Origin of the sequence: Nocardia sp. NPDC006982 (assembly GCF_042869435.1) — a bacterium.
Taxonomy (GTDB): domain Bacteria; phylum Actinomycetota; class Actinomycetes; order Mycobacteriales; family Mycobacteriaceae; genus Nocardia.
In genome coordinates, this window is sequence record NZ_JBIAFV010000001.1 from 1599299 (window position 1) to 1625874 (window position 26576).

25 protein-coding genes are annotated in these 26576 nt (G+C 66.3%); 13 read left to right on the forward strand and 12 right to left on the reverse strand.

From position 1 onward, the window contains the following. The first annotated feature begins 46 nt into the window (after positions 1 to 46). The 5 genes from ACFYOW_RS07230 to ACFYOW_RS07250 are packed head-to-tail and all read left to right on the forward strand — an operon-like array spanning position 47 to position 4625. Positions 47 to 1264, forward strand: a complete 1218-nt coding sequence (locus ACFYOW_RS07230; RefSeq protein WP_387285347.1) for an acyl-CoA dehydrogenase family protein — start codon at positions 47 to 49, stop codon at positions 1262 to 1264. Then, positions 1261 to 2418, forward strand: coding sequence for an acyl-CoA dehydrogenase family protein (locus tag ACFYOW_RS07235; protein ID WP_387285349.1), 1158 nt, complete (start codon positions 1261 to 1263; stop codon positions 2416 to 2418). The genes ACFYOW_RS07230 and ACFYOW_RS07235 overlap by 4 nt, the downstream gene beginning before the upstream one ends. Next, the gene (locus ACFYOW_RS07240; RefSeq protein WP_387285351.1) at positions 2411 to 2869 is read left to right on the forward strand and encodes a Zn-ribbon domain-containing OB-fold protein; all 459 of its coding nucleotides are present in this window, start codon (positions 2411 to 2413) and stop codon (positions 2867 to 2869) included. The genes ACFYOW_RS07235 and ACFYOW_RS07240 overlap by 8 nt, the downstream gene beginning before the upstream one ends. Beyond that, entirely contained in the window at positions 2866 to 4059 is a 1194-nt protein-coding gene (locus tag ACFYOW_RS07245; RefSeq protein ID WP_387285353.1) for a thiolase family protein, read from the forward strand. The genes ACFYOW_RS07240 and ACFYOW_RS07245 overlap by 4 nt, the downstream gene beginning before the upstream one ends. A 47-nt stretch (positions 4060 to 4106) precedes the next feature. Further along, positions 4107 to 4625, forward strand: coding sequence for a MaoC family dehydratase (locus ACFYOW_RS07250; protein WP_387285354.1), 519 nt, complete (start codon positions 4107 to 4109; stop codon positions 4623 to 4625). A gap of 87 nt (positions 4626 to 4712) precedes the next feature. On the opposite strand, the gene ACFYOW_RS07255 is transcribed toward ACFYOW_RS07250, so the two are convergent. From ACFYOW_RS07255 to ACFYOW_RS07270, 4 genes are all read right to left on the reverse strand, one after another. Next, entirely contained in the window at positions 4713 to 5621 is a 909-nt protein-coding gene (locus tag ACFYOW_RS07255) for an enoyl-CoA hydratase (protein WP_387285356.1), read from the reverse strand. Between the two features lie 71 nt (positions 5622 to 5692). Then, positions 5693 to 6817 carry a serine hydrolase domain-containing protein gene (locus tag ACFYOW_RS07260; protein WP_387285357.1) on the reverse strand — a complete coding sequence of 375 codons (1125 nt, stop codon included), beginning with the start codon at positions 6815 to 6817 and terminating at the stop codon, positions 5693 to 5695. A gap of 51 nt (positions 6818 to 6868) precedes the next feature. Further along, a complete protein-coding gene (locus tag ACFYOW_RS07265; protein WP_387285359.1) occupies positions 6869 to 8074 on the reverse strand; it encodes an amidohydrolase family protein in 1206 nt (401 codons plus the stop codon). Positions 8075 to 8219: 145 nt separating this feature from the next. After that, positions 8220 to 9359 (reverse strand): acyl-CoA dehydrogenase family protein, encoded by a 1140-nt coding sequence (locus ACFYOW_RS07270; RefSeq protein ID WP_387285361.1) that lies wholly within the window; start codon positions 9357 to 9359, stop codon positions 8220 to 8222. A gap of 807 nt (positions 9360 to 10166) precedes the next feature. Here ACFYOW_RS07270 and ACFYOW_RS07275 point away from each other — a divergent pair. Continuing rightward, complete coding sequence (locus tag ACFYOW_RS07275) at positions 10167 to 10997, forward strand: HpcH/HpaI aldolase/citrate lyase family protein (protein ID WP_387285363.1); 831 nt, start codon at positions 10167 to 10169, stop codon at positions 10995 to 10997. A gap of 110 nt (positions 10998 to 11107) precedes the next feature. Here ACFYOW_RS07275 and ACFYOW_RS07280 read toward each other — a convergent pair whose 3' ends face one another. Both ACFYOW_RS07280 and ACFYOW_RS07285 read right to left on the reverse strand, forming a co-directional pair. Next, a complete protein-coding gene (locus ACFYOW_RS07280) occupies positions 11108 to 11809 on the reverse strand; it encodes a hypothetical protein (protein ID WP_387285365.1) in 702 nt (233 codons plus the stop codon). Then, positions 11806 to 13149, reverse strand: a complete 1344-nt coding sequence (locus ACFYOW_RS07285) for a phenylacetate--CoA ligase family protein (protein WP_387285367.1) — start codon at positions 13147 to 13149, stop codon at positions 11806 to 11808. The genes ACFYOW_RS07280 and ACFYOW_RS07285 overlap by 4 nt, the downstream gene beginning before the upstream one ends. A gap of 260 nt (positions 13150 to 13409) precedes the next feature. On the opposite strand from ACFYOW_RS07285, the gene ACFYOW_RS07290 reads away from it, so the two are divergent. Further along, on the forward strand, positions 13410 to 14225 hold the full coding sequence (locus ACFYOW_RS07290; protein WP_387285369.1) for an SDR family NAD(P)-dependent oxidoreductase: 816 nt from the start codon (positions 13410 to 13412) through the stop codon (positions 14223 to 14225). Positions 14226 to 14282: 57 nt separating this feature from the next. On the opposite strand, the gene ACFYOW_RS07295 is transcribed toward ACFYOW_RS07290, so the two are convergent. After that, positions 14283 to 15005 carry a FadR/GntR family transcriptional regulator gene (locus ACFYOW_RS07295; RefSeq protein ID WP_387285371.1) on the reverse strand — a complete coding sequence of 241 codons (723 nt, stop codon included), beginning with the start codon at positions 15003 to 15005 and terminating at the stop codon, positions 14283 to 14285. Positions 15006 to 15302: 297 nt separating this feature from the next. Here ACFYOW_RS07295 and ACFYOW_RS07300 point away from each other — a divergent pair, with 297 nt between their 5' ends. Next, entirely contained in the window at positions 15303 to 16490 is a 1188-nt protein-coding gene (locus ACFYOW_RS07300; RefSeq protein WP_387285373.1) for a CaiB/BaiF CoA transferase family protein, read from the forward strand. A 67-nt stretch (positions 16491 to 16557) separates the two neighbouring features. On the opposite strand, the gene ACFYOW_RS07305 is transcribed toward ACFYOW_RS07300, so the two are convergent. Together ACFYOW_RS07305 and ACFYOW_RS07310 are read right to left on the reverse strand one after the other, a co-directional pair. Further along, positions 16558 to 17670 carry an acyl-CoA dehydrogenase family protein gene (locus tag ACFYOW_RS07305; protein WP_387285375.1) on the reverse strand — a complete coding sequence of 371 codons (1113 nt, stop codon included), beginning with the start codon at positions 17668 to 17670 and terminating at the stop codon, positions 16558 to 16560. 6 nt (positions 17671 to 17676) lie between these two features. Next, positions 17677 to 18444: an enoyl-CoA hydratase/isomerase family protein gene (locus tag ACFYOW_RS07310; protein WP_387285377.1), complete on the reverse strand. Its 768-nt coding sequence runs from the start codon at positions 18442 to 18444 to the stop codon at positions 17677 to 17679. Between the two features lie 202 nt (positions 18445 to 18646). Between ACFYOW_RS07310 and ACFYOW_RS07315 the strand changes: the two genes are divergently transcribed. Continuing rightward, positions 18647 to 19870, forward strand: a complete 1224-nt coding sequence (locus ACFYOW_RS07315; protein ID WP_387285379.1) for a CaiB/BaiF CoA transferase family protein — start codon at positions 18647 to 18649, stop codon at positions 19868 to 19870. 22 nt (positions 19871 to 19892) lie between these two features. Here ACFYOW_RS07315 and ACFYOW_RS07320 read toward each other — a convergent pair whose 3' ends face one another. The 3 genes from ACFYOW_RS07320 to ACFYOW_RS07330 are packed head-to-tail and all read right to left on the reverse strand — an operon-like array spanning position 19893 to position 22756. Continuing rightward, positions 19893 to 21077: an acyl-CoA dehydrogenase family protein gene (locus ACFYOW_RS07320; RefSeq protein ID WP_387285381.1), complete on the reverse strand. Its 1185-nt coding sequence runs from the start codon at positions 21075 to 21077 to the stop codon at positions 19893 to 19895. Between the two features lie 34 nt (positions 21078 to 21111). Continuing rightward, on the reverse strand, positions 21112 to 22287 hold the full coding sequence (locus tag ACFYOW_RS07325; RefSeq protein ID WP_387285383.1) for an acetyl-CoA C-acyltransferase: 1176 nt from the start codon (positions 22285 to 22287) through the stop codon (positions 21112 to 21114). Positions 22288 to 22309: 22 nt separating this feature from the next. Then, positions 22310 to 22756, reverse strand: a complete 447-nt coding sequence (locus ACFYOW_RS07330; protein WP_387286057.1) for a MaoC family dehydratase — start codon at positions 22754 to 22756, stop codon at positions 22310 to 22312. Between the two features lie 205 nt (positions 22757 to 22961). Here ACFYOW_RS07330 and ACFYOW_RS07335 point away from each other — a divergent pair, with 205 nt between their 5' ends. The 4 genes from ACFYOW_RS07335 to ACFYOW_RS07350 are packed head-to-tail and all read left to right on the forward strand — an operon-like array spanning position 22962 to position 26527. Next, positions 22962 to 23777: an enoyl-CoA hydratase/isomerase family protein gene (locus ACFYOW_RS07335; protein ID WP_387285385.1), complete on the forward strand. Its 816-nt coding sequence runs from the start codon at positions 22962 to 22964 to the stop codon at positions 23775 to 23777. 1 nt (position 23778) lies between these two features. Next, positions 23779 to 24519, forward strand: a complete 741-nt coding sequence (locus ACFYOW_RS07340; protein WP_387285387.1) for an SDR family NAD(P)-dependent oxidoreductase — start codon at positions 23779 to 23781, stop codon at positions 24517 to 24519. After that, entirely contained in the window at positions 24516 to 25310 is a 795-nt protein-coding gene (locus ACFYOW_RS07345; RefSeq protein WP_387285389.1) for an enoyl-CoA hydratase/isomerase family protein, read from the forward strand. The genes ACFYOW_RS07340 and ACFYOW_RS07345 overlap by 4 nt, the downstream gene beginning before the upstream one ends. After that, complete coding sequence (locus ACFYOW_RS07350; protein ID WP_387285391.1) at positions 25307 to 26527, forward strand: acyl-CoA dehydrogenase family protein; 1221 nt, start codon at positions 25307 to 25309, stop codon at positions 26525 to 26527. Before ACFYOW_RS07345 ends, ACFYOW_RS07350 begins: the two co-directional genes overlap by 4 nt. Positions 26528 to 26576 lie beyond the last annotated feature (49 nt).

The following is a 26576-nucleotide window of genomic DNA, read 5'->3' on the forward strand; positions in this document are numbered from 1 at the left end:
GACCATCGTCCGGTGACGTCCGGACCGGAAGAGACGGAGGATCGCCGTGGCGACCGACCTGGCCGACTTCACCCGCGAAGCGCGGGAATTCCTCGATGCCCATGCCCCGCGGCGCAGCACCGAGCAGTTCCACTGGGGACAGGGCAGTGACCGTGTCGGCTATTTCAGCACCCTGCCGGCCGAGGAGGAGGCGGCCGCGGTCCACGCGGCGCGAGCTTGGCAGCGCACCCGGTTCGAGAACGGTTTCGGATGGATCACCGGACCGGCGGAGTTCGGCGGCCGCGGCCTCGGCCAGCTGCACGATCTCGCCTACGATGCCCTCGAAGCCGAGTACGAAGTCCCCGACACCGGCGTACTCGCTGTCATCGGGCTCGGCATGATCGGGCCGACCATCCTCACCCACGGCACCCCGGCGCAACAGGAGCGGTACCTGCGGCCGATGTACTCCGGCGAGGTCATTGCCTGTCAGCTGTTCAGTGAACCGGCCGCTGGTTCCGATCTGGCGGGCGTCACCACGCGCGCGGTCCGCGACGGTGACGAATGGGTGATCAACGGGCAGAAAGTCTGGACCTCGGTCGCCCAACACGCCCAGGTCGGCGAGCTACTCTGCCGGACCGATCCCGACGCGCCCAAACATCGCGGCATCACCGCATTCCTGCTCGATCTGGACACCCCGGGCGTGGAAATTCGCCCGCTCCGTCAAATGACGGGCAGCGCCGAGTTCAACGAGGTCTTCCTGACCGACGTGAGAATCCCGGACAGTCAGCGGCTCGGCGCCGTCGACGAGGGGTGGAAGGTCGCCATGACCACACTCATGAACGAACGGGCGACCGTCGGCGGGGAGAGCGGCGGCGCAGCCGCCGGTGCGCTCACCGCCGACCGGCTGAGCGGGCTCCTGCGCGCCGTCTCGCGGGCCGACGACGGCGCGCTGCGCCGCGACCTCGCATCGCTGCTCGCCAGTGTGCAGGCCGCGAAGTCACTCAACGAACGTGCAGCCCGCAGGCTGCGCGCCGGCAGCGCACCCGGCCCGGAAGGGTCGATCTCGAAACTTGCGCTCGCCCAGAACCTGATCCGCGGATCCCGATTCGCCGCCGATGCGCTGGGGCCGCGAATCATCGCCGACACCGGCGACTGGGGCACCTTCGCCTGGGCAGACCTGCTGCTGAGCGCGCCGGCGCTGCGCATCCTCGGCGGTACCGAGGAAATCATGAAGAACATCCTGGCCGAGCGCGTGCTGGGCCTGCCGAAGGAGGGCGCCCGATGACCGGCGACAGCGTGAACGACAGGGTGGATACCAACAGTGCGGGAGCCGAGGAATTAGCGGACCTGCGCGCCACAGTGCGCGATTTCCTCGCCGAGCACTCCGGAGAGGAAGCGGTCCGCAAAATCGCCGAGGATCCGGACCGGATCGGCCACGACCCGCAGGTATGGCTACAGATGGCCGAGCAGCTCGGGTTGATGCAACTGGCGATCCCCGAGCGATTCGGCGGCGACGGCTTCGGATTCCCGGAACTGCGCGTGGTCCTGGAGGAAATGGGCGCGGCACTGCTGTGCTCACCCTTCGTACCTTCGCTCGTCTTCGCCGCCCAGGCCCTGCTGGCTTCGGGCGACGAGCAGGCGTGCGCCCGCTATGTGCCCGGCATCGGAGCCGGCACCACGATCGCCACCCTCGCGGTCGCCGAGGCGGCGGGCAGCTGGGACGCCGATGCCTGTGATACCGCCGCGGTCCCGTCCGACGCGGGCGACTGGCTGCTCACGGGAACCAAATCCTTTGTGCCTTATGCCGTTACGGCCGACCTGCTCCTGGTGGCGGCGCGAACAGCCCAGGGGCCGAGCCTGTTCGCCGTGGAGCGGGGTGCCGCCGGCCTCGCCGTGCGTGCGTTGGAAACTCTCGACGGCACCAGGCCGCTCGGCGAGGTGGTTCTCGCGGATACGCAGGCGGTCCTGGTCGGCGAGGCCGGCACGGCGGCCTCGGTGCTGCGGCACGTCGTCGACCTGGGCGGGCTCGCACTTGCCGCCGAGCAAGTGGGCGGGCTGCGCCGCTGCCTGGAGATGTCTGTCGCGTATGCAAAGGAACGTGTCCAGTTCGGTCGGCCCATCGGATCATTCCAGGCGATCAAGCACAAACTCGCCGATATGCTCGTGCGCGCCGAACTGGCCGACGCTGCCACCGAGGCGGCGTGTACGGCCGTCGCCGAGCAGCAGCCCGACGCCTCCTCCGCGGCTGTGGCCGCCTATATCACCGCCTCGGAGGCCTTCGAACACATCGCCGCGGAGACGATCCAGGTTCACGGCGGTATCGGGTTCACCTGGGAACATCCCGCGCATCTGTACTTCCGCCGCGCCCGTGCGGCACAGAACCTGCTCGGTGGCCCTACCGCGGCGCATAACCGACTACTCGAACGGATGGGTGTCTGAAAACGTGAAAACCTCTACTCCGGCAACAGAATTCGGTGCCGTGTTCGCGGCATATCCCGGGATTCGGCTCGATCAGGTGAACGCCCCGTACTACGCGGGTCTGCTCGAGCGCCGACTGTTGGCCGGCCACTGCGACGAATGTCTGGCCTGGCATCTGCCGCTACGCTCACGCTGCCCCTTCTGCTGGTCCCCCGCTGACGCGCCGCGGGAAGTGACCGGGCGCGGCCATGTACACGTGCTGACCCTGCTCCATCAGGGCCCACCGGGCGTGCCCTACTCACCACCCTGGCCGCTGGCCGCGGTCGAACTGGCCGAGCAGCCCGGACTCCGCATCGCGGCTCCCCTGGTCGATACCCTGCCCGAACAGCAGCGGATCGGCCAGCCGGTGGAACTGACCTGGATCGAACGCGACGGCGCGCCGTGGCCCGCCTTCCGGGCGGTGGCACGATGACCGCGTTGAAGGACACCGTGGCGATCAGCGGTATCGGCCGCTCTCCGTACGCACGCGACCGGGATACCACCGAGCTCTCGATGGTCACCGATGCGGTGATCGAGGCGATCCGGGATTCCGGGCTCCGCCGCGAGGACATCGATGGGGTCGTCGGAAGTGGCGTCATCACCGGCGGCGTCGATGCGGCTACCGTGGTTTCAGCCCTCGGACTGCCGAACGTCACGTTCTGGGCGCCCGCAAAACCACCGATCGTCAACGGACTCATGAGCGCCGTGCACGCGGTGGCGTCCGGCACCTGCCGGGCCGTGGTCGTCTATCACTCGATGTACCGGCTCGGCGCCGGCGCGTTCCGTGCGCGCGCGGCGTTCGGACTTCCCGACGGCCGCGCCTCGACCGGTGACGGGCACACCGACACCGAGCCGTGGGGCATGTTCGGATCGACCGGCTACGCCGCCTGGGCGGCCCGTTATCTGGCCGAATTCGGCCGCACCCGCGAAGATCTGGCTCTGATCCCGCTCAACGGCCGCCGCAATGCGGCGGACAATCCCGGAGCGGTCATGCAGGCCCCGATGAGTCGCGAGGACTATTTCGGCGCCCGAATGATCCGGGAGCCCCTCTGCCTCTACGACATGGATATACCGATCGACGGCGCTGACGCCTTCGTGGTCACCGCGGCGGATCTGGCCGCGGATCTGCCGACGGTCCCGGTGCTGGTACACGCGCTGGCGATGGGAATCACCGCGCATCCCGAAGAACATCTGACCGCCGGTCTGCGCGACACCGGGCAACAGGTCACCGCCGCCGCTCTGCGCGCGCGCAGCGACCTCTGGATCGACGACGTGGACGTCTTCCTGCCCTACGACGGCTTCTCGATCATCACCCTGCGCGCCTTCGAGTCCTACGGATTCTGCGCGGACGGCGAGGCCGGCGATTTCCTGCGCGACAACTGGGATGCCGGAGAAGGCAGGATCCTGCTGCGCGGTCGAGTGCCGGTGAACCCGCACGGCGGCAGTCTGTCCGAAGGCGGCTCGCAGGGCGCCGGGCACCTGCGGGAGGCGGTCGTCCAGTTGCGCGGAGAAGCCGGAAACAGGCAGGTCGACGGTGCAGCCTCGGCCATGCTCACACCCGGTGGCTTCTTCTTCAACGCCCAAGGTGCGGTGTTGCGCCGCGAGGCTCCTGTGCCGGCCTGAACAGTGGCCACGCCCGCCTCATATATAGAACGAAAATCGGAGGATTCATGACCGTCACCGAACCACAACTATCCAGCGCCGAGGTCGAACCGCTGGTGCGCGGGAAGACCTGGGAGGAGATGATCCCGGGGTCGGTTTTCCGCACCGCGCGCCGCACGGTTACCGAAGCGGACCTGGTTCAGTTCATCACCTGGGGCGGGTTCAACGAACCATTGTTCTACGACAACTCGCATGCGTCCGCCGGCGGCTACACCGGCCGGCTGATCCCCGGCGCGATGATCTACTGCATCGCCGAAGGCCTGATCCTGCAGACCAATGTCCTCAACGGGACAGGCCTTGCTTTCATGCACATGGAGCTGTCGGTCAAGCGCCCGGTGTACGTCGGCGACACCCTGCACGCCCTGGTGCGGACCACCGAATCACGGGCTTCGAGCAAACCCGGCCGCGGGGTGGTCACCGCTCACGTGAGCGTGCGCAATCAGCGCGACGAAGAGGTCTTGGTCTTCACCCCGGTCCGACTGATCCGCGGAGCCGACTACGTCGAGCCCGAGGCGACACGGTCCTGACAACACGACAGGCCGATCCGGTGCTGCTTCAGCGCACTGGATCGGCCTGGCCGATTGCAGAGAGCCCGAACTTCACGGACCGAATGTTCAGGGAATATCGCGCCGCGCCAACCGGGGCTGCCCCGCGGTGCGCCAATCGGGTGCATCCACTCCCGGCTTCGCGGCCGGGTAGCCCTCACCGTTCACATCGCGCCAGTGCGCGTGGTTGAGCTGATGCAGGTAGAAATTGCTTTGCAGCGCGGTGCTGAATCCCATCGCGTCGAGTGTCTGGTTCACCGAATCCTTGATCAGCAGCGCTGTCATCGTGGGACGCTCGGCGATCCGGCGGGCAAATTCGACGGTCCGGCGCTCGAGCTCCTCCAGCGGGAAGACCTTGCTGACCATACCCAGGCGATACGCGTCCTCGGCATCCAGCGCATCCCCGGTGAGCAGCAGTTCTTTCGTCTTGCGGGGACCGAACTCCCAGGGGTGTGCGAAATATTCCACGCCGCACATCCCCAACCGGGTTCCGACGACATCGGCGAAGATGGCGTCCTCGGCCGCGACGATGAGATCGCAGGCCCACATCAGCATCAGACCGGCAGAGAGGACGTTGCCCTGGACCTGCGCGATGGTGATCTTGCGAAGGTTTCGCCAGTTGCGCGTGTTGGCGAAGAAATGCTCCCACTCCTGCAACATCTGCTGTTCGACCGCACCTGTGCGGCTACCACCGTGGACGCGCGTGGAGGGGTGGGCTCCGGGCCCCGGTTCGGTCTCGCGCCGCTGTACCGCCGAACCCATATCGTGTCCTGCGGAGAAGGCCGTGCCCGCACCAGCGAGTATCACGACTCGGACGGTGTCGTCGGCCTCGGCGAGACCGAACGCCTCGTCCAACTCCACCAGCAGCCCCCGATTCTGCGCATTGCGGGCTTGCGGCCTGTTCAGCGTTATCCGGACGATCTGCCCCTCGTCGAGCGCCTCATAACGAACGAACTCGAACTTGTCCACGGCTGTCATAGCTGCGCGGCCATTCCTCTCGGTCGGCGCCGGCCACGTCCGACCGCGCGTCCTCGGACGGTCTGTTTCGGTCAGGTCAGATCCGCCGCGAGATTCGACCAGTTGATCAGCATGGACGAACCGCGTGGCGTCAGGTCGTATCCGGTCTGCGGATAGCCGTTGCTGAGCACGCAGAACGACACCCCGCTCTCCGGATCACAGAAACCGATCTGGTAGGCGGAGCCGGCGTGGCCGAATGTGGCGGGTGAGCCGGTCGCCGGCATCCAGCCATCCGGGTTGTCACCTCGGACGTTCACGAAGAGGCCCACCGAAGCCGGTTTCACCCCGCCCCCGTAGAGCTTGTCACCCGCCGGGACCGCGGTCACCTGCGGCCGGGTCGCCTCCGCGATGACTTCACGCGACCACAACCGTGAGTGGAGCAACGCCTGATAGTGCAGCGCGACATCGGCGGCGCCGGCGCAGACGGAATGCGCCGGCTCGCCGGCTGCCACCACGCGGCGGTCCCGGAAGAACCAGGGTCCCCACGGGTCGACGTCGGAGCCGTCGCCGTCCGTGCAGACCATCGGTGCGACGGTGGCGATCTGCTCCTCCTCGGTCAGTCCGAGGGCGAAGTCGAGACCGAGCGGCTCGGCGATCCCCCGGCGAAGGTAATCGGCCAGGCACAACCCGGACCGCCGTTCGACCACCTCCGCGATGATCCACGCGGTGGACGTCAAGTGATACTGCAGGACCTCGCCCGGCGTGCCGTCGAGGCGCCATTTGGCAAAGGCGGCCAGGCGCGCATCCCGGTCGGTCATTTTCGGAAACCCGAGCGGGGCGAAAGCCAGACCCGCGGTATGCGTCAGCATATGTGCGAGCGTGACGACTTCTTTTCCGTTGGAACCGAATTCGGGAATGATGTCCGCGACGTGTTCGGATACGTCGAGCTTGCCGTCACCGACGAGTTTCCAGATCGCGCTCGCCACGATGGTCCGGCCCACCGACTGCAAGAGGTAGCGGGGCGCTCCGGCACCCCATGTCTCGTTCGCAACCAGCCGACCGGCCCGGGCGACGGCCACCTGAGCGGATGGGAGCGCCCCGTGTTCCACCTCGAGTCGGATCCGGCGGAGCAGCACGTCGAGTCGATACGGATCGACACCGACTTCCTCGGCCGCGACGACCTCTCGACTCGATGGGACGACTTCACTGCCCGTCATGCGCGTTCGCGCCCTTTCCTCGGCCGGCCGGTTGCGTAGGAACCATGATCGTTACGAGGCGCCGAAAAGCGCGAGCCCGTTGTCACGCAGGAAGCGCTTGCGCGCCTCCTCACCGAGACCCTCCACCTTGGCGTAGAAGTCCGCGGGTTCGCGCAGGCCCTCGGCGTGCGGCCAGTCCGAACCCATGACGAGGGCATCGACGCCGCCCAGCCGAGCGGCGAGATCGACGGTGTCGTCCTCCGGGTAGGGCACGACGCGCACATGCCGCTTGAAAATGGCGCTCGGCCGCTCATCCAGCTGACCGCCCAGCCAGCGGCCGTTGCGGGCCATCCCGCGGCTCTTGTCCATGTGCCGGATGAAGTGCGGGACCCATTCCGCGCCGTACTCACTGACCAGAACCTTGATGTTCGGATAACGCCCGAAGAGGTTGTCGAAGATCAGGGCCGACAACGTGTCGGTGATCGGCCGCTCACCGTAGGTGTTCTGCCACTGCCACGCGGAGAACTGGAACGGCGGGACCAGGCCCCAACCCCAGTGTGACGCAACGTTTTCCTGATAGTGGTATTCGGTGATGTGGAAGGACACCACCGCCCGCGCCTCGTTGACCCGGGCCCAGAACGGGTCGAAGTAGGGGTCGCCGGGCGACCGGCCGTTGACCGGCCCGGGGGGAAGCATGATGAATCGGGCGCCGGCCGCCAACACCCGGTCGAGCTCTTCGCAGGCCCGGTCGAGGTTGTCCAGCGACAGCAGGGCCGGGGCGTAGATCCGGTTCTGGGTGTTGAAACCCCAGTCCTCGTCGATCCAGCGGTTGAAGGAGGTGAGGTTGTCGAACAGTACGTCACCCCGGAGGTAGGCCCACACGAACAGGCCCCAGCCGCCCGGGTACATGATGGACCGCTCGATCTGCTGCTCGGTCAACTGGACCAGGCGCGCGTCCTTGTCCCGGTATTCCTTCTGGATCGGCTCGTAGAACCGCTCGGCGTCGGTGGCGTTACCGGATGAGCGCGCTTTGAGCATCTCTACCAGCGAGCCGGGCACGTACGCCTGGTCGAGGTCGGCTTCGAGGGCGGTGACGATCCGGTCGTTCGCCAGCAGGAGCTTGCTCTTGCCGTCGGCCGACATGATCGGCCGCACCGCGGTGTCCAGCTTGTCCTTGGGCATGAACCGGGTGAAGCAGTCCTCCGCCTCGACAGAGTGCTGATCGAAATCCAGCAACTTGTAGGGGAGCACCCCTACCGAGTTGGTGATCAGTGCCATTCGTGAAGTCCCTTCGCACAGTCGGTCGCGTCGACGGCGACCCAGAAAGATAACTGAATTGTGAGAGATTCTATCATATTGATAGATCCAATCACAAGGCTTCGTTAGGGCCGAACCGAACAGGACCCCTTCCGGATACGGAGAATCAGTAGGTTCGCAGGCCCATACTCCGGGCGATCCCGTTGCGCTGAATCTGGCTCGTCCCCCCGGAGATGGTGGTCACGATGGATTCGCGATAGCGGAAACTCATCACGCTCTCCGTCGAGAACCCGTGACCGGCCATCACCTGCATGCCCAGGCGAGCGGCGTTGGCATACGTCTCCGAGCCCTTGAGCTTGGCCATCGCGCCCTCACGAGTACATGGCATCCCCTGCTTGAGCATCCATGCAGCTCGCCGCGTCAGCAGGCGTGCCGAGTCGATTTCCACCTGCAGGTCCGCCATCGCGTGAGCGAGCGCCTGGAATTCACCGATCGGGCGGCCGAACGCATGCCGGACCTTCGAATACTCGAGCATCTCGTCGAGCGTCGCCTGCGCGGCTCCGACGTAACCGCCGCTGAGCAGAACGCGTTCCAGCTCGAGATTCGAGAGCATCACCTTCCATGCCTCCCCCTCCGGCCCCACCAGACTTTCCTTGGGCACCTTGACGTTCGACAGCGTGATTTCGGTGGTGCCCAGGATGTGACGAGCCAATGTCGGGGTGCGGCGAATCTCCACCCCATCGGCGTTCGGATCGACCAGCAGCAGGGTCAAACCCTTGTGTTTGGGCTCCCGCGCGCCGGTCCGCACGTACATCGCGATCGTCGTGTTGGGCTGACTCCCGCCCGTGCACCACATCTTCTGACCGTTGACCACATAGTGGTCGCCGGTGTCGACGGCACTGGTCCGCAAAGAGGCGGCATCGGATCCGGCTTCCGGCTCGGACATCGCCACCGCGAGCCGATGTTTGCCCGTCATGATCTGTTCGCGCACCCAACGTTTCTGCTCCGGGTTCGCCCACCGGTTCACGGTCATGGCGGGAATCAGAACCCCGATGAAGCACATGGCCACATCGAAACTCGCGCGCCCGAGCTCCTCGGCGATCAGCGCGAGCTCCAGCGGGCCACCGCCTTCACCACCGTCCTGCTCGGAAAACGGCAGCGAGAACCAGCCGAGACCGGCGAAACCGTCCAAGAGTTCAGCTGGAAGCACCCCTTCCTCGTCCCACCGCTTCGCCGTCTCCGGCGGGCACACCTTCGTCACGAAATCCCGGGCGGTCTTCCGGAGCATCTCCTGCTCATCGGTCATCCCAAAATCCACGAGTGCATCCTTCCCACACTGAGCCGCGCGGGCATACATAACCCTGCATTATCTAACTTATTATACTATACGAGTGTTCGCGACTTCGCTGGCGAGCTCCATCACGATGCGCGCGCCACCGAAGGCCCGATCCGGTGCACCGTGCGCGATACGCGAGATAGCCGCGAACAACACCCATACGATCTCCCGAACGAGAGCCCGGCCCGGCCCGCGTCAGCCGATCGACGCGGGCCGGGCCGGGCCGGTACGCCTGCGCCGGAATCGATGCCGACGCCACACGAGTGATCAAACTGCACGGTGGCGCCGCAAACTTGGGCGCTGCCCACTACCGCGCAGAATGAAGCGGGCCGGGCGAGGCGCCATGTCGAGCCCTCATTACCCCAACGAACTCACGGGCTCGCCGCAGCTGGAAATATAGTTTGATAATATGCTTATTACTCCGGCCCTGGGCATCCGATCGGTGGCCCGATCGAAGCATCAGCCGCCTACCACACAGAGCATGAACACTGATCTGGATGTGACCGCTGTGCCATCGATTCCCCCTCTGCTCGATCCTCACCGTCGCCGCGTGTGCGTCACATTCCCGTCGATGGGGATCCGCCTCGACTATCAGTGCGATCTCGCCGCGGCGGAGGCGTTCGCGCGACGCATGCGGGGACATCCATACGCGCGCGTGGCGGTCGACTGCAATCTCCGGCCCGAACTGCCGCTACTACCCTGCATCCGGCTCTGGTCCGACCACCGTTCCCACCCGGTTCGACCGAACGGACATCCGTGCACGCTCGGTGATCCCTCATGATCGAAATATCGTCGTCCACATGGTTATTCGTGCCCGGCGACCGGCCCGACCGATTTTCGAAAGCAGCGGAAAGCGGCGCCGATGAGGTCATCATCGACCTCGAAGATGCCGTCGCCGACAACCACAAGGCACTCGCCCGCGCCGACGCCGCGAAGTGGCTAACGAACCGCGGCCAGGCATGGGTCAGGATCAACGCCGTGAGCACTCCCTGGGCCGACGCCGACATCGAGACGATCGCGACCTGTCCCAGGCTGCGCGGGGTTCTCGTACCGAAAGCGGAAAGAGCCGCGAACCTCTCGATGATCGGCGAGCGTCTCGGCAGCGACCGAGGGGTTGTCGCCTTGGTCGAAACCGCGCTCGGGATACACAATGCGCACGAACTCGCCGCCTGCCCCGCGGTCGGGCGGCTGGCCTTCGGCTCGGTCGATTTCGCACACGATATCGATGCGACCGAAGACGACCGCTCGCTGCTTCTGGCCCGGTCCACGCTGGTCCTGGCATCGAAAGTTGCCGATTTACCGTCGCCGATCGATGGCGTCAGTGTCCGGATTCGAGACAGCGAAGCCGTCGCCGAGGCGGCTAGGCAGGCTCGCGCGCTGGGGTTCGGTGGGAAACTCTGCATCCATCCGGCGCAAATCGCGGCTACGGCAGCGGAGTTCCGGCCCAGCGGGGAAGACATCGCGTGGGCTCAGCGCATTGTCGCATCGTTCACCGGACAAGCTGGAGCGGTTCATACGGACGGGGAGATGGTCGACAAGCCCGTTTTCGAACGAGCGCGGCGAATCCTTGCGCGATCTTCGATCGCACACCCCAGGACTGTGGACTGAAAGAGCGGGGCGCGGCGAACGCCGCGCCCCGCGAACGCTCGGACCGGCGCCGATGCGAAGTCCCTCGTGCACCGACTCCGCCATCGGTGGCCGACCGTTCCGTGTCCGCGCTATTCGGTGCGAATCCGGGGCCCGGGCAAACCGCAGGCACACGGCGCTTCATCGATCGTCCCGTTCATGTTCAATTCGATTTCCCGTCCCCGGTACCGGCGGTCCCCGGCTACCGTGAGGCGTGGCCGCGCCGCGACGGCGGTGACCTGCCACTCCTCCGGATCGAGATGCAGCCCGGTACCTTCCCGGCACGAAAGGCCGAGCGCGGGTCCCAGCATTGCCATCTCCGCGGGCCGCAGCCCGGCGGCGCGCAGCGGTTCGAGCGCATCGTGCCGCGCCCAGATCGCCGGCGCCTTGTCCACGATGCCCGCGGCCGCCCGGTCATCGGCAAGCAGCGGCGCGACCATCTCCCCCGGCAGCCCGATGATCGCTTTGACGGGCAGCAAACTCACTATGGTCGCGGCGCGCCGGGCGTCCCAGGCATAGGGTTCGGCATTGCTGAACACCACGCCCAACTCACGAATGGCGCGAACCACCGGGCCGAGCCACGGGCCTTCGGAATTGCGGCCGATCAGCAGCGCGTGCTGTCCTGGCTCCAGACCCCAGACCTCCAAGAGCCGCCTGGCCCAGGCGGTATCTCGGTCGTATTCCGGCCAACCGATCTCGAAAGCGCGGTTACCATCCGAACGGGAGAAATGCCCGATCCCCGCCAGCGACGGGTGCCGCCCGGCCATGGCTGCCGTCATAGATTCACGGCTCATGCCTTCACCACCCTCGCGAACTTGGCCACACTGGAGTTGCGGGCCACCAAATCGTCAACCGGAACTAGTTCTATCTCCGGTTCGACGCCCACCTGCGCGGTGATCACACGGTGCAGTTGGTGGCGCAGACCATCCAGCTCCAAGCCCTCGGCCGGCTGGTAGCCGACCCGCAGGCGCAGGCGGTCGACCTCCCGCGACTCACGAATGATCTGGAACATCCCGTCATGAGTCGCTTCCAGCGTTTCGATCGCTTGCCACAACTCGCTGATCACTACCGGCCGACCCTGGACGATCGTCTCGTCACCCAGGCGGCCGATGATCCACGCCCGTCGATGGGTACGGCCGCAACCGCAGGTTCCTGAATCGAGCCGAACGAGGTCGCCGCTGCGATACCGGATGAGCGGGGCTGCCCGATTGTCCAGATCAGTGGCGACAAGCTCGCCGACCTCGCCCACCGGAACAGCCCGAAGACTGTCGGTTTCCAGTGTTTCGGCGACGACCAGGTCCTCCCAGAGGTGGTAGCCGTTGTGCTCACGACACTCCCAGGCGGTTCCCGTATCACCGGCGCTGCCGTAGGTGAACAGCTCGAGACCCCACTCGTCCCGCACCTTGGCAGCCAAGGCCGCCCCGAGCGGCTGCCCGGCGAACGCGGCGCCCTTGAGCGAAGACAACGCTTCTCGCAGGTCGTAGGTATCCGCGACCCGTTCCAGATCGAGCAGCGTTGGCATCAGCAACTGCATATAGGTCGGCCGGAATCGCCGCAGGGCCGCGACCACCTCCGAAGCGTGGCCGATCCAGGAGTCGAGATAGATCGGGACGAGGCCCATCTGCTGGTAGAACGTGTCATAGAAGCCGCGCATCACGCCCGCTGGTACCAGCACACGATCCCCGGGCCGGACGCCGATCTCCCACAGGTCGCGGGCCGAGCAAGCCGGCAGCGGGGGCACGGTCTCCCACATCTCCGGTAGCAGTTCCGGCATCCCGGTCGTGCCCGATGTGGTCATGATCGAGGTCAGTCGGCTGGTCGGTACTTGCAGCAGGCCGCCGAAGGGATCACCGGTCCGGTCCCGGTAGGCACGCACGTCGTCCTTCGTGAAGGTCGGCACCAACTCGAAGAAGTCATCGAGCGAACGCACCTGAACCGGATCCACGCCGGCGGCCGACCAAAGCTCGCGGTAGAACGGTGAGTTCTCATATGCAACGGGCAGCAACTCGAGCACCCGTTCTTCTTGCAGAGCGCGCAGTTGCTCACGCGGCATCGTTTCGATGTCCGGCTGTAGGAACCGCCGGTTCGGATCGTCCACGCCCGATTCGAGCGTACTGGACCTGGTTGCGTCCACGTCGTCTTCCTTCATAGGTCATACATCAGCAAGCGATGTCGGTGACACCGTAGGACGAGATAGGCCCTGCGGCGGCGGGAACGCTGTTCCCTCCGAAACTCGTTCGAACGCGACATCACATAGTGAAATAATCTATATGATTATCGATCAAGTTCTGACAGGTTCAGCAACTATACGACCGGAACTCACGCGGGGACGCCTCTCTGTCGGGCAAAGACCTGAATGAGATACCTGTTGGATTTCGCAAGGAAGGAAGCCCCTTGGACACAGCGACCGTTCCCGAACCGGGCGGCTTTGCCGACGGCCGGGGCACCCGATTGGCCGGTCTGGCCGCGCTGGTTGCCGGCGCCGGAAGCTCGGGGGACTTCCTCGGCACCGGTGCTGCCAGCGCCTCGTTGTTCGCTGCGCAGGGCGCGGTGACCGGGGTGCTGGACGCGTCGCCCGGACGTGCCGCGGCCACCTGTGACCTGATCACACGCCAGGGTGGTGCGGCCATCGCATTGACCGCCGACATCACCGACGAGAATGCGGTACATAGGGCGGTGGAGCGGTTCACCGCGGAAACCGGTCGCATCGACGTGGTCATGAACAACACCGGCATTGCCGTCGGCGAGTGGGACCGAGTGTTCGCGGTAAACGCCAAGGGCACCGCGCTGGTCAGCGAGGCCGCACACCGTTATCTGGCGAAAAGCCCGATGGCCTCCGTCATCAACGTTTCCTCGATCGCGGCGCTGCGCGGATTCGGCGGGGGCGCATACGCGGCGAGCAAAGGCGCGGTGGTGTCGATGACCACCGACTACGCATACCGCTGGGGACCGGACGGCATCCGGGTCAACTGCCTGGTGCCCGGCCATCTCTACACACCCATGGGCAACCAGGGCAGTGACACCGGTGCACGGGATGTGCGCCGCAAAGCGAATCTGCTCGGCACCGAAGGGGACGCATGGGACCTCGCCTGGGCGGCACTGTTCCTGGCCAGCCCCGAATCCCGATGGATCACCGGCACAGTTCTGCCCGTCGATGCCGGCACCACCACCGCAACCGGCCTCGGCATGCTCAGCCGCCTCACCTCATAACAGCAGGCCGACCGGCGCAATCAGCACCGGCCGGCCATGGCGAGAATTTCGGCGGAATCAGCCCATCAGATCGAGCACCGTGGTTACGTCCGGACGCAAGAGGTAGTCGCGCGCTTCGGTCAGGTGTTTGCGCCACACCTCCTCGGCGCCGGACTCCACACCTGCTTCGATGAGATCGACTACCCGATGGTGGGCCTTGAGTCCCAGGCCGATACCCGTCTCTTCGGCCATCGCGACCTTCGCCTCCACCCAGTCGATATTGGCCCGGTCGATGATGTGCTGAACCATGCCGGTCAGGACCCGCAGAGTCTGGTTGCCGGTCAACTCAACCAACAGGGCGTGGAATGCGGTATGCGTCCTGATCGCCAGCAGAGGACTATCCGCTGCGGCGTCGTGTTCGGCGAGCGCGGCGCGCAACCGCTCGACATCCGCGGGGGTCCGGCGCGCCGCCAGCAGGCCGATGATGGGCGGTTCGATCAAAATCCGCGCCTCATATACATCAGCCAGCGTCGTTCCGCGGAACTCGAGGACGAAGCCAGCGTATCGAGCGGCCACGTCGATATTCGGCACCTGCACTCGGGCACCGCCATGGGCACCGCGACGCACAGTGATCAGCGATTCGGACTCGAGCACCCGGAAAGCTTCGCGCAGCGTCGGCCGGGATACATTGAACCGTTCCAGAAGTTCGGCCTCCGACGGCAGGGCCGCCCCCTCGGCGAGGTCGCCGCGGATGATCTGCCGACGAAGCTGATCGGCGATCAGTTCCGCAGTCTTAGGCAAGCGGGGCGGCTGAAGCCTTTCGACGGACACCGTATCGAGCTGAGTCACTGCCTTCCTCTCGGTTCTCTGTCGCAGTCGATTGTGCTTCGTCGCACGCTCATCTAGTTATTTAACTATACCGTATAGCGCACCGACGCCCCGCCTGACCGACGCCGGTGTGTCACGAACGACACGGCCACTGGGCCGTCACCGTCAATTTCACAGGGCCCCGAGGGAACACCCCAGGCTTGCCCAGCTGGCAATACCCTTGCAATAATAGGTTAATGATTTATCTATCAAATCCTCGGTTGGACCTCCATGACAGCTAATGACAGCGACCGCGGGGCCGCTGCCCGGCATGGGCCGCTCCGGGGAGTCAAGGTAATCGAGATCGCCGGTCTGGGCCCTGGCCCATATGCTGCGATGCTGCTCTCCGATATGGGAGCCGACGTGGTCCGGGTGGACCGCCCGGGACCGGTGTCGGGCCGGCCGGAGGTCTATGCCCTGGCCCGTGGACGACGCTCCGTGGCGATCGATATGAAACAGGACGAGGGTCTGGCAACGCTGCTGGATCTGGTCGGCGTCGCCGATGTCCTCATCGAGGGGTTCCGGCCCGGTGTCGCCGAGCGGCTCGGCTTCGGCCCCGACACCTGCCACAGTCACAACCCGCGACTCGTCTACGCCCGGATGACGGGCTGGGGGCAGGACGGACCGTTCAGCCGGATGGCCGGACACGACCTCAACTACCTCGGGCTCACCGGGGCCCTGACACTGCTGCAGCACTCGGCCGACTCTCCTCCCCCCTCACCCCCAGGGTTCATTGCCGATTTCGGCGGCGGCGGGCTCATGATGGCCTTCGGTATCGTCAGCGCACTGCACGAGGCACAGCGTTCCGGATCCGGCCAGGTCATCGACGCGGCCATGGTCGACGGCGTGGCTTCGCTAACGACGCTGATCTATTCGATGACGGCGCAGGGGCGCTGGAATCTGGATCAACCCGGCACAAACTTCTGTGACGGGGGCGCCCCCTACTACGCGATATACGAGGCCGCGGACGGGAAATACCTCGCGGTCGCTCCGATCGAACCGCAGTTCTACGCGACCATGGTCGATCTGCTGGGATTGTCGCTCGACGAACTGCCCGATCGTGAGGATCCGACCCACTGGGATGAGCTGAAGGAACTGTTCGCAGGAATCTTCCGCACGAAACCCCGCGAGCACTGGACAACATTGTTCGACGGGACCGACGCGTGCGTCACCCCGGTGCTCAACTTCGCCGAGGCGAGGCAACATCCGCACAACCTGGCCCGACACACCTTCGTCGAGGAATTCGGCGTAGTCCAGCCCGCGCCGGCACCACGGCTGGGCGCCACGCCTGCCACCATTGCCCGACCACCCGCGGTTCCCGGTGCCCACTCGCGGGAAGTACTGCTCGACTGGGGCATCGCCGCCGAGCGGGTCGGCACACTGATCGACTCGGGCGTGGTGGTCGAGTCACCCGCTTGAGAGCCACATTCGGCGCAAACGGTCGGGCCCGGTCGCGATGTGGCGACCGGGCCCGAGTCGTTTTCGCTCAGATGCCGAGTCGGTCGGCGAGCAACTGCCGGTGAAAATCGGAGCCGCCGAGCAGAGCCTGGGAGCTTTTCGCCCGCTTCAGATAGAGGTGCGCCGGATGTTCCCAGGTGAACCCGATCCCACCGTGGATTTGGATGTTGTCACCCGCCGCCTGCAGATAGGCGTCGACGCAGTGCGCCTTCACCATCGGGGCCACCACGGGCACATCCGGCTGCCCGGTAGCGGCGGCCCACAGCGCGTAATAGACCGCAGACCGCGACGACTCGAGTTCGACCAGCATCGAGGCACACATGTGCTTGATCGCTTGAAACGACCCGATCGGCCGGCCGAACTGCTCGCGCACCTTGGCGTACTCGACTGCCATATCGAGCACCCGCGTGGTACCACCGAGCGCGTCGGCGGCGAGCGCGATTGATGTCAGGTCGAGCATTCGGACGACCGCAGCTGCCGGATCAGCCCCGGCGAGCCGCTCAGCGGGAGTCTCGGAAAAGGTCAGCCGGGCCAGTTTGCGGGTTTGATCCATCGTGGGCAGCGGCGTCCGCTCGAGCCCGGGCGCGGTCGCTTCGACCGCGAAGACAGCCAGTTCGCCGCCTGCACGCGCAACCACCAGGACGAGGTCGGCACCGGCGCCGTCGACGACATAGGACTTGTGTCCGTCGAGCCGCCAACCGCCTTCCACGGGGCGAGCAGCCAGGTTTACCGAATCCGGCTGCCACGAGCCCTCATCCTCGGCGAGGGCCACAGTGGCCACGAGGTCCCCGCTTGCGATACCTGGCAGCCACTGAGCGCAGGCCGCCTCGTCGCCGAGTGCCAGCAGCAGTTGCGCGGCCATGACGCCGGAAGCCAGGAACGGGGACACCGTCAGCGCCCGGCCGAGTTCCTCGAGCGCGATCCCGAGTTCGACGAAGGTGAAGCCGGCGCCGCCGTACTCCTCGGGGATGGCAATACCTTGCAGCCCGATTTCCGCGCCCATCTGCTTCCACAATTGCCGGTCGAATCCGGCGGGCTCGGCCATCCGAGTTCGGACGGCTTGCTCACCAGCTCGTTCGGTCAGGAACTCCCGCACGACTTGCTGCAGCGTGGTCTGTTCGTCGTTGAGTGCGAACTCCACCGCGACTCACCCCTTCCGGGCGGAAAACTTGTCCGGGACCGAGCGGTACTCGGAGGTGTCGTGTGACTGGCTTTCAGCGGCCATGCCGTATCCCAGCATCGAGACCGAGGCTTGCCGCAGGTGCTGATTGAGGACCATTTTGGTGTCCTGGACCGCCTGCGGGGGCAGGTCCGCGAGCTGGCGGGCACTGGCCATCGCCTTCTCGAACAACTGGTCGGCGGGATCGGCGTAGGTCGCGAGTCCCAGGGAAACCGCCTCGGTAGCGGGAATGCGCTCGCCGGTCAGCAGGTAGCGCTTGGCCCGAAGCAGGCCGATGCTCAGCGGCATCGCGACCGCCCCACCGTCACCGGCTACCAAGGCCACCTGCACATGCGGATCGGCCATATACGTCGAATCGGCGATGTGCACGATGTCGCACGCGGCTGCCAGGGTGCAGCCCAATCCCACCGCGGGTCCGTTCACCGCGGCCACCACGGGTAGATGCACGTTGATGAGGTCTTCGAAGAGCTGCCGGCCCTCACGCAGCCGGGCCCGGCGAAGAGCGAGATCATCTGCCAGGACGGCGAAGTCCTCGATGTCGCCGCCCGCGCTGAACGCGCGGCCGGCCCCGGTCAGAACAATCGCGCGCGCGTCCGGGTCGGCGCACACCGCGCGCAGCGCCGCCAGGAGGGCCAGGTGCATATCCGAACTGAAGGCGTTGCGGGCGTCGGGACGGTTGAGGGTGATGACCCTGACGGGACCGTCCGTGGCGACGAGTACGGGCTCGTCTGTCATGTTCACACTCCTCGTGCGAGTTGGTTGCCGAATTCGGGTCTCCACGCCGCACAGCGGTGACGTTGACGAGCCGAACAGTAGAAAGATACAACTATTTATACCTAAACCCGTTCATGTTGTCACAATCGCCCGGCGATGTGCGAGCACGAGCACACCCCAGGGCCGGACCGACCGGCCGGCCAATCGGAAAGAGGTAGCGACGATGTCACCGAAGGCACTCGACGGCGTCAGAGTATTGGATCTGAGCAGGATTCTGGCCGCGCCGTTCGCGACGCAACAGCTGGCAGATCTGGGTGCCGACGTGATCAAGATCGAGCAACCCGGGCGTGGCGACGACGCCCGCGAGTACGGTCCGCCCTTCCTGGGCGAGGACGCGAACGCCGGTATGGCGGCCTTCTTCCTCAGCTGTAACCGCAACAAGCGGTCGGTGACGGTCGATTTCACCACCGCCCGCGGACAGGAAATCCTGCGCGAGCTGATGTCTTGCTCCGATGTGGTGGTGGAGAACTTCCGCCCCGGCGTACTCGACAAGTACGGCCTCGGCTGGCAGGACGTGCACACCCAGTTCCCGCATGTCGTGATGTGTTCGGTGACCGGATTCGGGCAGGACGGGCCATACCGCTCCCGGCCGGGCTACGACGGTATCTTCCAGGCGGTCAGCGGGATGATGAGCGTCTCCGGAGTGCCCGACGGGCAGCCGGGTGCCGGGCCGATGAAATCCGGGTTGTCGCTGGTGGACATCCTCACCGGGCTCTACACATCGTCGGCGATCCTGGCCGGTCTGCGCTACCGCGACCGTACCGGTGAGGGACAGCATCTCGACGTCTCGCTGCTCGACTGCGGTATCGCGAGCATGTCGCACTACGTCGAGAACTACCTCGTCTCGGGAACGGTTCCCGAACGCCGCGGCAACGGCGGGTTCGGTGGAATCCCTTCGCAGGCGTTCCGCTGTGCCGACGACCGGATGATCTTCCTGGTGGCCTCTTCCAATGCCCAGTTCGGTCGCGCGTGTGGCGCCCTCGGGCATCCGGAACTCGCGTCGGATCCCCGGTTCGACTCGATCGCCGCGCGGATCGGCCACCGGCTCGAGCTGCTGGAGATTTTGGAGAAGATCTTCCGGAGCAAGCCCGCCGCGCACTGGCTCGCCGAACTGGAAGCCGTCGATGTGCCGGTCGGCCCGGTCAACGATATCGCCGAGGCGCTGGCAGACCCCCACGTCCGCTTCCGCGAGCTGCAGATCACCATGCAGCATGCGCAGAAGGGAGCGATTCCGAGCCTGCGATATCCGATCAGGATGTCGGGCACTCCGGTCGCGGAATACACCGCGCCGCCCTTGCTGGGCGCGGACCGGGACGCGGTGCTGAGTGGTCTGCTCGGCTACGACGCCGAGAAGATCGCCGCCCTTGCCGCGGACGGGGTGATCTGACCGGTCCCGGTCCGTGCCCGGCTCACGCCGGGCGCGGCTCCCGCGGCAAGCCGAGGGTGCGTTCGGCAAGCACGTTCAGCTGGATCTGGGTGGTCCCACCGAAGATCGTCTCCGACCGACTGCCCAGGAACACCTGTTGTAACCGGTTGAGCTGGTACTCGTCACCGACGACTTCGGCGGCCATGTCGAGCGCACGCATGGCGGTCTCCCCCATGCGGATATGAGCGCTGCTCGCGAACACTTTGCTCAGGGATGCCTGCACAGTGGCGTCGATACCGCGGCCCTTGATGGCCGTCATGAGCCGCCGACCGTTCCATTCCATGATGCGTGCCTCGGTCCAGGCCCGGACCAGGTCGCGGCGCAGCGCGGCGCTCGGCGTGCGACCGTGCGACCGGGCCGCTTCGATCATCGCGTCGACCTCGTGCTGGATCCGCAAGTGGTCGCCGAGCAGCGTGGTGCCACGCTCGGTGCCGAGGGCACCCATCGCCACACCCCACCCCTGATTCACCTCGCCGACGACAAGGTCCTGGGAGGTGGTGGCCCCATTGAAGAACACCTCGCAGAAGTCGTCACCACCGAGCATGTTGCGGATCGGGCGGATTTCGACACCCGGCTGGTCGGCGGGTACGAGCAGCATGGAGATACCGCGGTGACGCGGGGCGTCCGGATCGGTGCGGCACAACACGTAGAGCCAGTCGGCGAATCCTCCGTGCGACGTCCAGACCTTCTGACCGTCGATGACCCATCGGTCACCGTCGCGCCGGGCCCGGGTGCGCAGACCGGCGAGATCGGATCCGTTGCCCGGCTCGCTGAACCCCTGCCCCCACAGTTCCTCGACCCGAGTGATCGGCGGCAGGAAGCGGGCCTTCTGCTCCCGGGTGCCGAACGCCAGCAAGGTCGGCCCGAAGAGGTCCTGCCCCTGCGTCGTGGCGCGGAACGGCGGATCGGCCCGCGCGTATTCGAGTTGGTAGATGAGCTGCTCGTCGACGGAGGCGTTACGGCCGCCGTACTCCTGCGGCCAGCCCATGCACAACCAGCCGCCGGCGGCGAGTTCTCGATCCCATGCCAGCCGCACGTCGAACGCTTCGGCGTCCCATGAGACCCCGACACCGCGATGCCGGGCGAACTCGCCGACGACGTGCTCGTCGAACCAGGTGCGCACCTCCTGCTGGAAGTCCGCGAGTTCCGGGGTGAGTGTCAAATCCACTGTGAGGGTCCTCCAGTCGGTGGGGTGAGCGGCCCTACAGTCGCTCGATGATCGTGCCGGTGCCCATGCCGCCGCCGACGCACATCGTGACCAGGGCGTAGCGCCCGCCGACGCGCTCGAGTTCGTTCAGCGCCTTGGTCAGCAGTACGCCACCGGTGGCTCCGAGCGGATGTCCGAGCGCGATGGCTCCGCCGTTGATATTGACGCGGCTCATATCGGCCTTGGTCTCGTGCGCCCACGCCAGGACGACCGACGCGAACGCCTCGTTGATCTCGACGACGTCCATATCCTCGAGAGTCAGTCCGGTGCGCTCCAGCAGTGCCTGAGTGGCGGGGATCGGCCCGGTCAGCATCATCACCGGGTCGTTGCCGATCAGAAGGGTGTCGACCACCCGGGCCCGCGGGCGCACGCCGAGTTCCCCGGCCCGCGCCTCGGTCATCAGCAACAACGCCGACGCCCCGTCGGAAATCTGGGACGACGTGCCTGCCGTGTGCTGGGCACCGGACCGGTCCGGCAGGTTGAGCCGCAGTCCGGCGAGGGTTTCCGCGGTGGTGGGCCGCGGGCCCTCGTCCACCGCGATGATCCGCGTTCCGGTGACCGCGCCGGTCTCGTCCACCACCGGTGCCGTCACGGGGACGATCTGCGAGGCGAAGCGCTGTTCGGCGATCGCACGAGCCGCTCGTTCCTGTGAGGTCACAGCGAACTGCTCGAGCTGGGAGCGAGACAGTCCCCACTTCTCGGCGATCCGCTCGGCCGCCTCGAACTGAGTGGTGATCTCGTAGTGCTGTTCATAGCGCTCGGTCTTCGAACGCCCCAGTTCGGGCAGCACCGACGCGGTCATCGGCACTTGGTTCATCGACTCCACACCACCGGCGATCGCGACATCGGTGACACCGCCGGCGACGAGCCCGTAGGCGAGCGTGAACGCCTGCTGCGACGAGCCGCACTGGGTGTGCACGGTGAACGCCGCGGTCCGCTCGTCGAGCCCCGCGGCCAGCCAGGCGCTGCGGGTCACGTTGCCGGACTGCTGGCCGACCTGGCTCACGCAGCCACCGGCCACCTGGCCGACAACGGCCGAATCGATCCCGGCCCGTTCCACGGTCGCCGCGAGAATATCGCTGAACAAATCCGGTGCTAGGTAGTGGGCGAGGCCACCGCGTTTCTTGCCGACCGCGGACCGGACGGCTTCGACGATCATCACGTCGGACATATGTCTCCTCATGAACTGGTGATCACAGGTAGTAGCGGCCGAGCGACTCGACGACCAGCGCCGGCTTGTCGCCACCGGCGATTTCGACCTCGGTCTGCACGGTGAGTTGCACAGCCGGACCGTGCTCGGTGACCTCGACGAGGGTCGAGGAAGCGCGAACTTCCGAGCCGACCTTCACCGGCGAGACGAAGCGCAGCCGGTTGGCGCCGTAGTTGATCGCCATCTTGGCCTGCACACGATAGATTTGGCTGGTCAACACGGGTAGCAAGGAAGCACTGAGCCAACCGTGCGCGATCGTCGCCCCGAACGGGCCCGTCGCGGCGCGCTCGGCGTCGACGTGAATCCACTGGTGGTCACCGGTGGCCTCGGCGAACTGGTCGATTCGTGACTGTTCGATCGTCAACCACGCACTGTGACCGAGGTGTTTGCCCACCGAATCCCGAATCTGTTCGAGATCGGTGAAGACCAAGGGCCCGCCCGCATCATCGGTGTTGTGCTCGGTCACGAAGTACTTCCTCTCGCCGGGGCCGGCACCCGGAGCAGGGGCAGGCGTCACTAACAGGCTTACTATTTCAATGATAGAACTATATAGTCCCAAGATAAGTGAACACCAGGGCGCTCGGGCGGTCGGATGCGACCGGCGAGGAGCCCCAGGTCGACCGAAGGAAGTTTCCATGGGCGAGCGATACGCCGATTTCCCCAGCCTCAGACTCGAACTCGGCAAGCACGGAGTGATGCACCTGATCCTGGACGGACCGGCGCTCAACTCGGTAAGCCCTCGGATGCACCGCGACCTCGCCGACGTCTGGCCGATTCTCGGACAGGATCCGGAAGTGCGTTCGGTCCTGATCTACGGCGCCGGAAAGGCCTTCTCCTCGGGTGGCAATTTCGACCACATCGAGCAGATGACCAACGACTACGACACCCGGCTGCAAACCATGCGCGAGGCGCGCGATCTCGTGCTGAACCTCGTCGCGTTCGACAAGCCGGTGGTCTCGGGCATCCGCGGCCCCGCCGTCGGCGCGGGCCTGGTGGTGGGCATGCTGGCCGACGTCTCGGTAGCGGGCAAGAAGGCCAAGATCATCGACGGTCACACCCGCCTCGGCGTCGCCGCCGGCGATCATGCCGCCATCTGCTGGCCGCTGATGATGGGCATGGCCAAGGCCAAGTACTACCTGCTCACCTGCGATCCGCTGAGCGGCGAGGAGGCCGAGCGCATCGGCCTGGTCTCACTCTGCGTCGATGACGACGAGGTGATCACCAAGGCCGAGGACATCGCGACCCGGCTGGCTCAGGGCGCGCCCACCGCGGTCCAGTGGACCAAACACAGCCTCAATCACTGGTACCGCTCGGCGATCCCAGCGTTCGAGGCCTCGCTCGGCATGGAGTTCATCGGATTCGGCGGTCCCGAGGTGCGCGAAGGCCTGGCCTCGCACCGCGAGAAGCGGGCACCGCAGTTCGTGACGGAGCCCGCACAGGAGATGAACTGATATGGGAACCATCAAAGTCGCGCTGGTGACCGGCGCGTGCGGCGGGATCGGCGGCGCCATCGCCCGCCACCTGGCCGAGGCCGGATACTCGATCGCCGCCTGCGATCTCGATAAGGCGGCGGCGGCCGAACTCGCGACCACGCTGCCCACACGCAGCATCGGGGTCGGGGTCGATATCACCGACAGTTCCGCTGTGGCGGCCGCGGTCGCGACAACGGAAGCCGATCTCGGCCCGATCGACGTCCTGGTGAACAACGCGGGCATCGACAAGATCGAACCGTTCGTCCAGTCCACCGAGGACACCTGGAAGAAGATCGTGTCGGTCAACTATCTGGGCACCGTCACCGTCACCCGCGCCGTACTCGACGGCATGATCGAGCGCCGGTCCGGGCGGATCATCAACATCTCCTCCGACGCCGGTCGGGTCGGATCGTCCGGTGAAGTCGTCTACTCGGGCACGAAGGGCGCGGTCATCTCCTTCGGCAAGGCCTTGGCCCGGGAAGTGGCGACCAAGGGCATCACCGTGAATACGGTGTGTCCCGGACCGACCGATACCGCACTGCTCCAACAGGTCGCCGACTACAGCGAGAAGATGTTCGAGGCGACGCGCCGGGCGGTTCCGATGAAGCGCATCGGGCAGCCCGACGATGTCGCCCCCGCCGTCGTCTTCTTCGCAAGCGAAGGCGCCGCCTACATCACCGGCCAGACGCTGTCCGTCAGCGGCGGCCTCACGATGGCATGAGCGCGGCCACCAGCGTCACGGTCGAGCGCGGCGGCAGCGTCGCGACCCTGACCCTCGACGGGGCCGCGCGGCTCAACCCGATCGGCACCTCGACCTGCATCGCGCTCGCCGCGGCCGTCCGCGAAGTGGAGGGCGATCCCCGGGTGCGGGCGGTCGTTGTGCACGGCGCCGGGCGCGCGTTCTCGGCCGGAGCCGATATCGACGAGATCGCCGGATTGGGCCACCGTGACCAGTTCGAGCAGTTCATCCACACGTTCACCGACGCCCTCGAGCTGATCGAAGCGAGCCCACTGCCCTTCGTCGCCGCGATCGACGGCGCCGCCATGGGTGGCGGACTCGAACTCGCGCTGGCTTGCGACCTGCGAGTGGTGTACGGATCCGGGAAGCTCGCGCTGCCCGAGGCCAAACTCGGTGTGTTGCCGGGCGCGGGCGGAACCCAGCGGCTGCCACGACTGCTCCCGCGCGGTATCGCCATGGAGATGATCATGCTCGGCCGGACGATCACCGGAACCCGCGCTTACGAACTCGGTCTCGCGAATCATCTCAGCGACTCGCCGGAGTCGGTGTTGTCCGACGCACGAGCGCTCGCCGACGAACTCGCGGCCGGGGCGGCCCTGGTCCCTCAGATGACCAAATCCCTGCTCCGCGAGACCGCGACCGGCACCGTCGCCGACGGTATCGTCCGGGAGCGGGCCGTGGCCACCGACCTGCACGACAGCGCGGACGGACGCGAGGGATTCCGCGCCTTCGTCGAGAAGCGGTCCCCCCGATTCACGGCGGAGCGCCGATGAATATCGACTACCCTCCCGAGGCCGAGACACTGCGCGCGGAAGTCCGCGAATTCCTCGCCCGCGAACTCCCGTCCGACTGGGCGGGCCTGGGCGCTCTCGACAGCGACGAATCCCGCCGGTTCACTGCCTGGTGGCGCGGCAAGCTCGCCGAGACCGGGTATATCGCACCCAGCTGGCCGACCGAATACGGCGGCGCGGGGTTGAGCAAACTCGGGCGAGTGATCCTGGCCGAGGAGTTCGCGAAGGCGGGTGTCCCGCCCTACGGTCTCAATGACAATTTTTCGATCAAGATGATCGGCAATCTGCTGCTGCGCTACGGCACCGACGAACAGAAGCAGCACTTCCTGCCGCGGATCGTGCGCGGCGAGGACACCTGGTGCCAGGGCTTCTCCGAGCCGGGCGCCGGATCGGATCTGGCGGGGCTGCGCACCCGGGCCCGCTTGGTCGACGGCGAATGGATTATCGACGGCCAGAAGATCTGGACCTCCGATGCGCGCAGCGCGAACTGGATCTTCCTGCTCGTGCGGACCGAGCCCGAAGCGCCCCGCCATCGGGGTATCACCATGCTGCTGGTTCCGATGGATCAGCCCGGCATCACGATTCGGCCGATCACCATGATGACCGGCGGGAGCAACTTCAACGAGGTGTTCTTCGACGGCGCCCGCACGGCCGAAGCGAATGTCGTGATCGGCCCGGAACAGGGGTGGACAGCCGCCATGGCGCTGCTGGGCCTCGAGCGCGGCGACGAGGCGGCCACCAACCCGATCTCCTTCCGCGCCGAGGTCGACCGGCTCATCGACCTGGCCCGCGAACGCGGTCTCACATCCGACGAGCTGGTCCGAGACCAGCTGGCCCGCGCCTACACGCGAGTCGAAATCATGCGCTATCTCGGACTGCGGACACTCACCGGCTGGCTCAAGGGCGAAGCACCGGGCCGCGATGCCTCGATCTCGAAGCTCTACTGGAGCGAGCATCACCGCGAGACCACCGATCTGGCGGTGAGTCTGCTCGGAGCGGACGCGCTCGCGCCGACGGGCCGCGCACCGATCCGGCACTATCGGGCCGACGATCCCGGCGCACCGAATTCCTCGGCGTCCTGGACCGAGACCTGGATGGCCGCGATCTCCGGCACCATCTACGCGGGCACCTCGCAGGTGCAGCGCAACATCCTCGCCGAGTCGGTGCTCGGCCTGCCCAAAGAACCCCGCCCGCAATGAATTCCGATCGGTGCGCCCCGTTCGATCGCACCGGATCCGCCAGGAGGCA

Bases quoted from the DNA above. Each gene is read 5' to 3' on its own strand.
- ACFYOW_RS07350 (WP_387285391.1), top strand. From the start codon at position 25,307: ATGAATATCGACTACCCTCCCGAGGCCGAGACACTGCGCGCGGAAGTC.
- ACFYOW_RS07255 (WP_387285356.1), bottom strand. From the start codon at position 5,621: ATGACAGCCGTGGACAAGTTCGAGTTCGTTCGTTATGAGGCGCTCGAC.
- ACFYOW_RS07260 (WP_387285357.1), bottom strand. From the start codon at position 6,817: ATGACGGGCAGTGAAGTCGTCCCATCGAGTCGAGAGGTCGTCGCGGCC.
- ACFYOW_RS07270 (WP_387285361.1), bottom strand. From the start codon at position 9,359: ATGACCGATGAGCAGGAGATGCTCCGGAAGACCGCCCGGGATTTCGTG.
- ACFYOW_RS07310 (WP_387285377.1), bottom strand. From the start codon at position 18,444: ATGACAGACGAGCCCGTACTCGTCGCCACGGACGGTCCCGTCAGGGTC.
- ACFYOW_RS07275 (WP_387285363.1), top strand. From the start codon at position 10,167: ATGATCGAAATATCGTCGTCCACATGGTTATTCGTGCCCGGCGACCGG.
- ACFYOW_RS07265 (WP_387285359.1), bottom strand. From the start codon at position 8,074: ATGGCACTGATCACCAACTCGGTAGGGGTGCTCCCCTACAAGTTGCTG.
- ACFYOW_RS07325 (WP_387285383.1), bottom strand. From the start codon at position 22,287: ATGTCCGACGTGATGATCGTCGAAGCCGTCCGGTCCGCGGTCGGCAAG.
- ACFYOW_RS07250 (WP_387285354.1), top strand. From the start codon at position 4,107: ATGACCGTCACCGAACCACAACTATCCAGCGCCGAGGTCGAACCGCTG.
- ACFYOW_RS07300 (WP_387285373.1), top strand. From the start codon at position 15,303: ATGACAGCTAATGACAGCGACCGCGGGGCCGCTGCCCGGCATGGGCCG.
- ACFYOW_RS07345 (WP_387285389.1), top strand. From the start codon at position 24,516: ATGAGCGCGGCCACCAGCGTCACGGTCGAGCGCGGCGGCAGCGTCGCG.
- ACFYOW_RS07245 (WP_387285353.1), top strand. From the start codon at position 2,866: ATGACCGCGTTGAAGGACACCGTGGCGATCAGCGGTATCGGCCGCTCT.
- ACFYOW_RS07340 (WP_387285387.1), top strand. From the start codon at position 23,779: ATGGGAACCATCAAAGTCGCGCTGGTGACCGGCGCGTGCGGCGGGATC.
- ACFYOW_RS07235 (WP_387285349.1), top strand. From the start codon at position 1,261: ATGACCGGCGACAGCGTGAACGACAGGGTGGATACCAACAGTGCGGGA.
- ACFYOW_RS07280 (WP_387285365.1), bottom strand. From the start codon at position 11,809: ATGAGCCGTGAATCTATGACGGCAGCCATGGCCGGGCGGCACCCGTCG.
- ACFYOW_RS07335 (WP_387285385.1), top strand. From the start codon at position 22,962: ATGGGCGAGCGATACGCCGATTTCCCCAGCCTCAGACTCGAACTCGGC.
- ACFYOW_RS07315 (WP_387285379.1), top strand. From the start codon at position 18,647: ATGTCACCGAAGGCACTCGACGGCGTCAGAGTATTGGATCTGAGCAGG.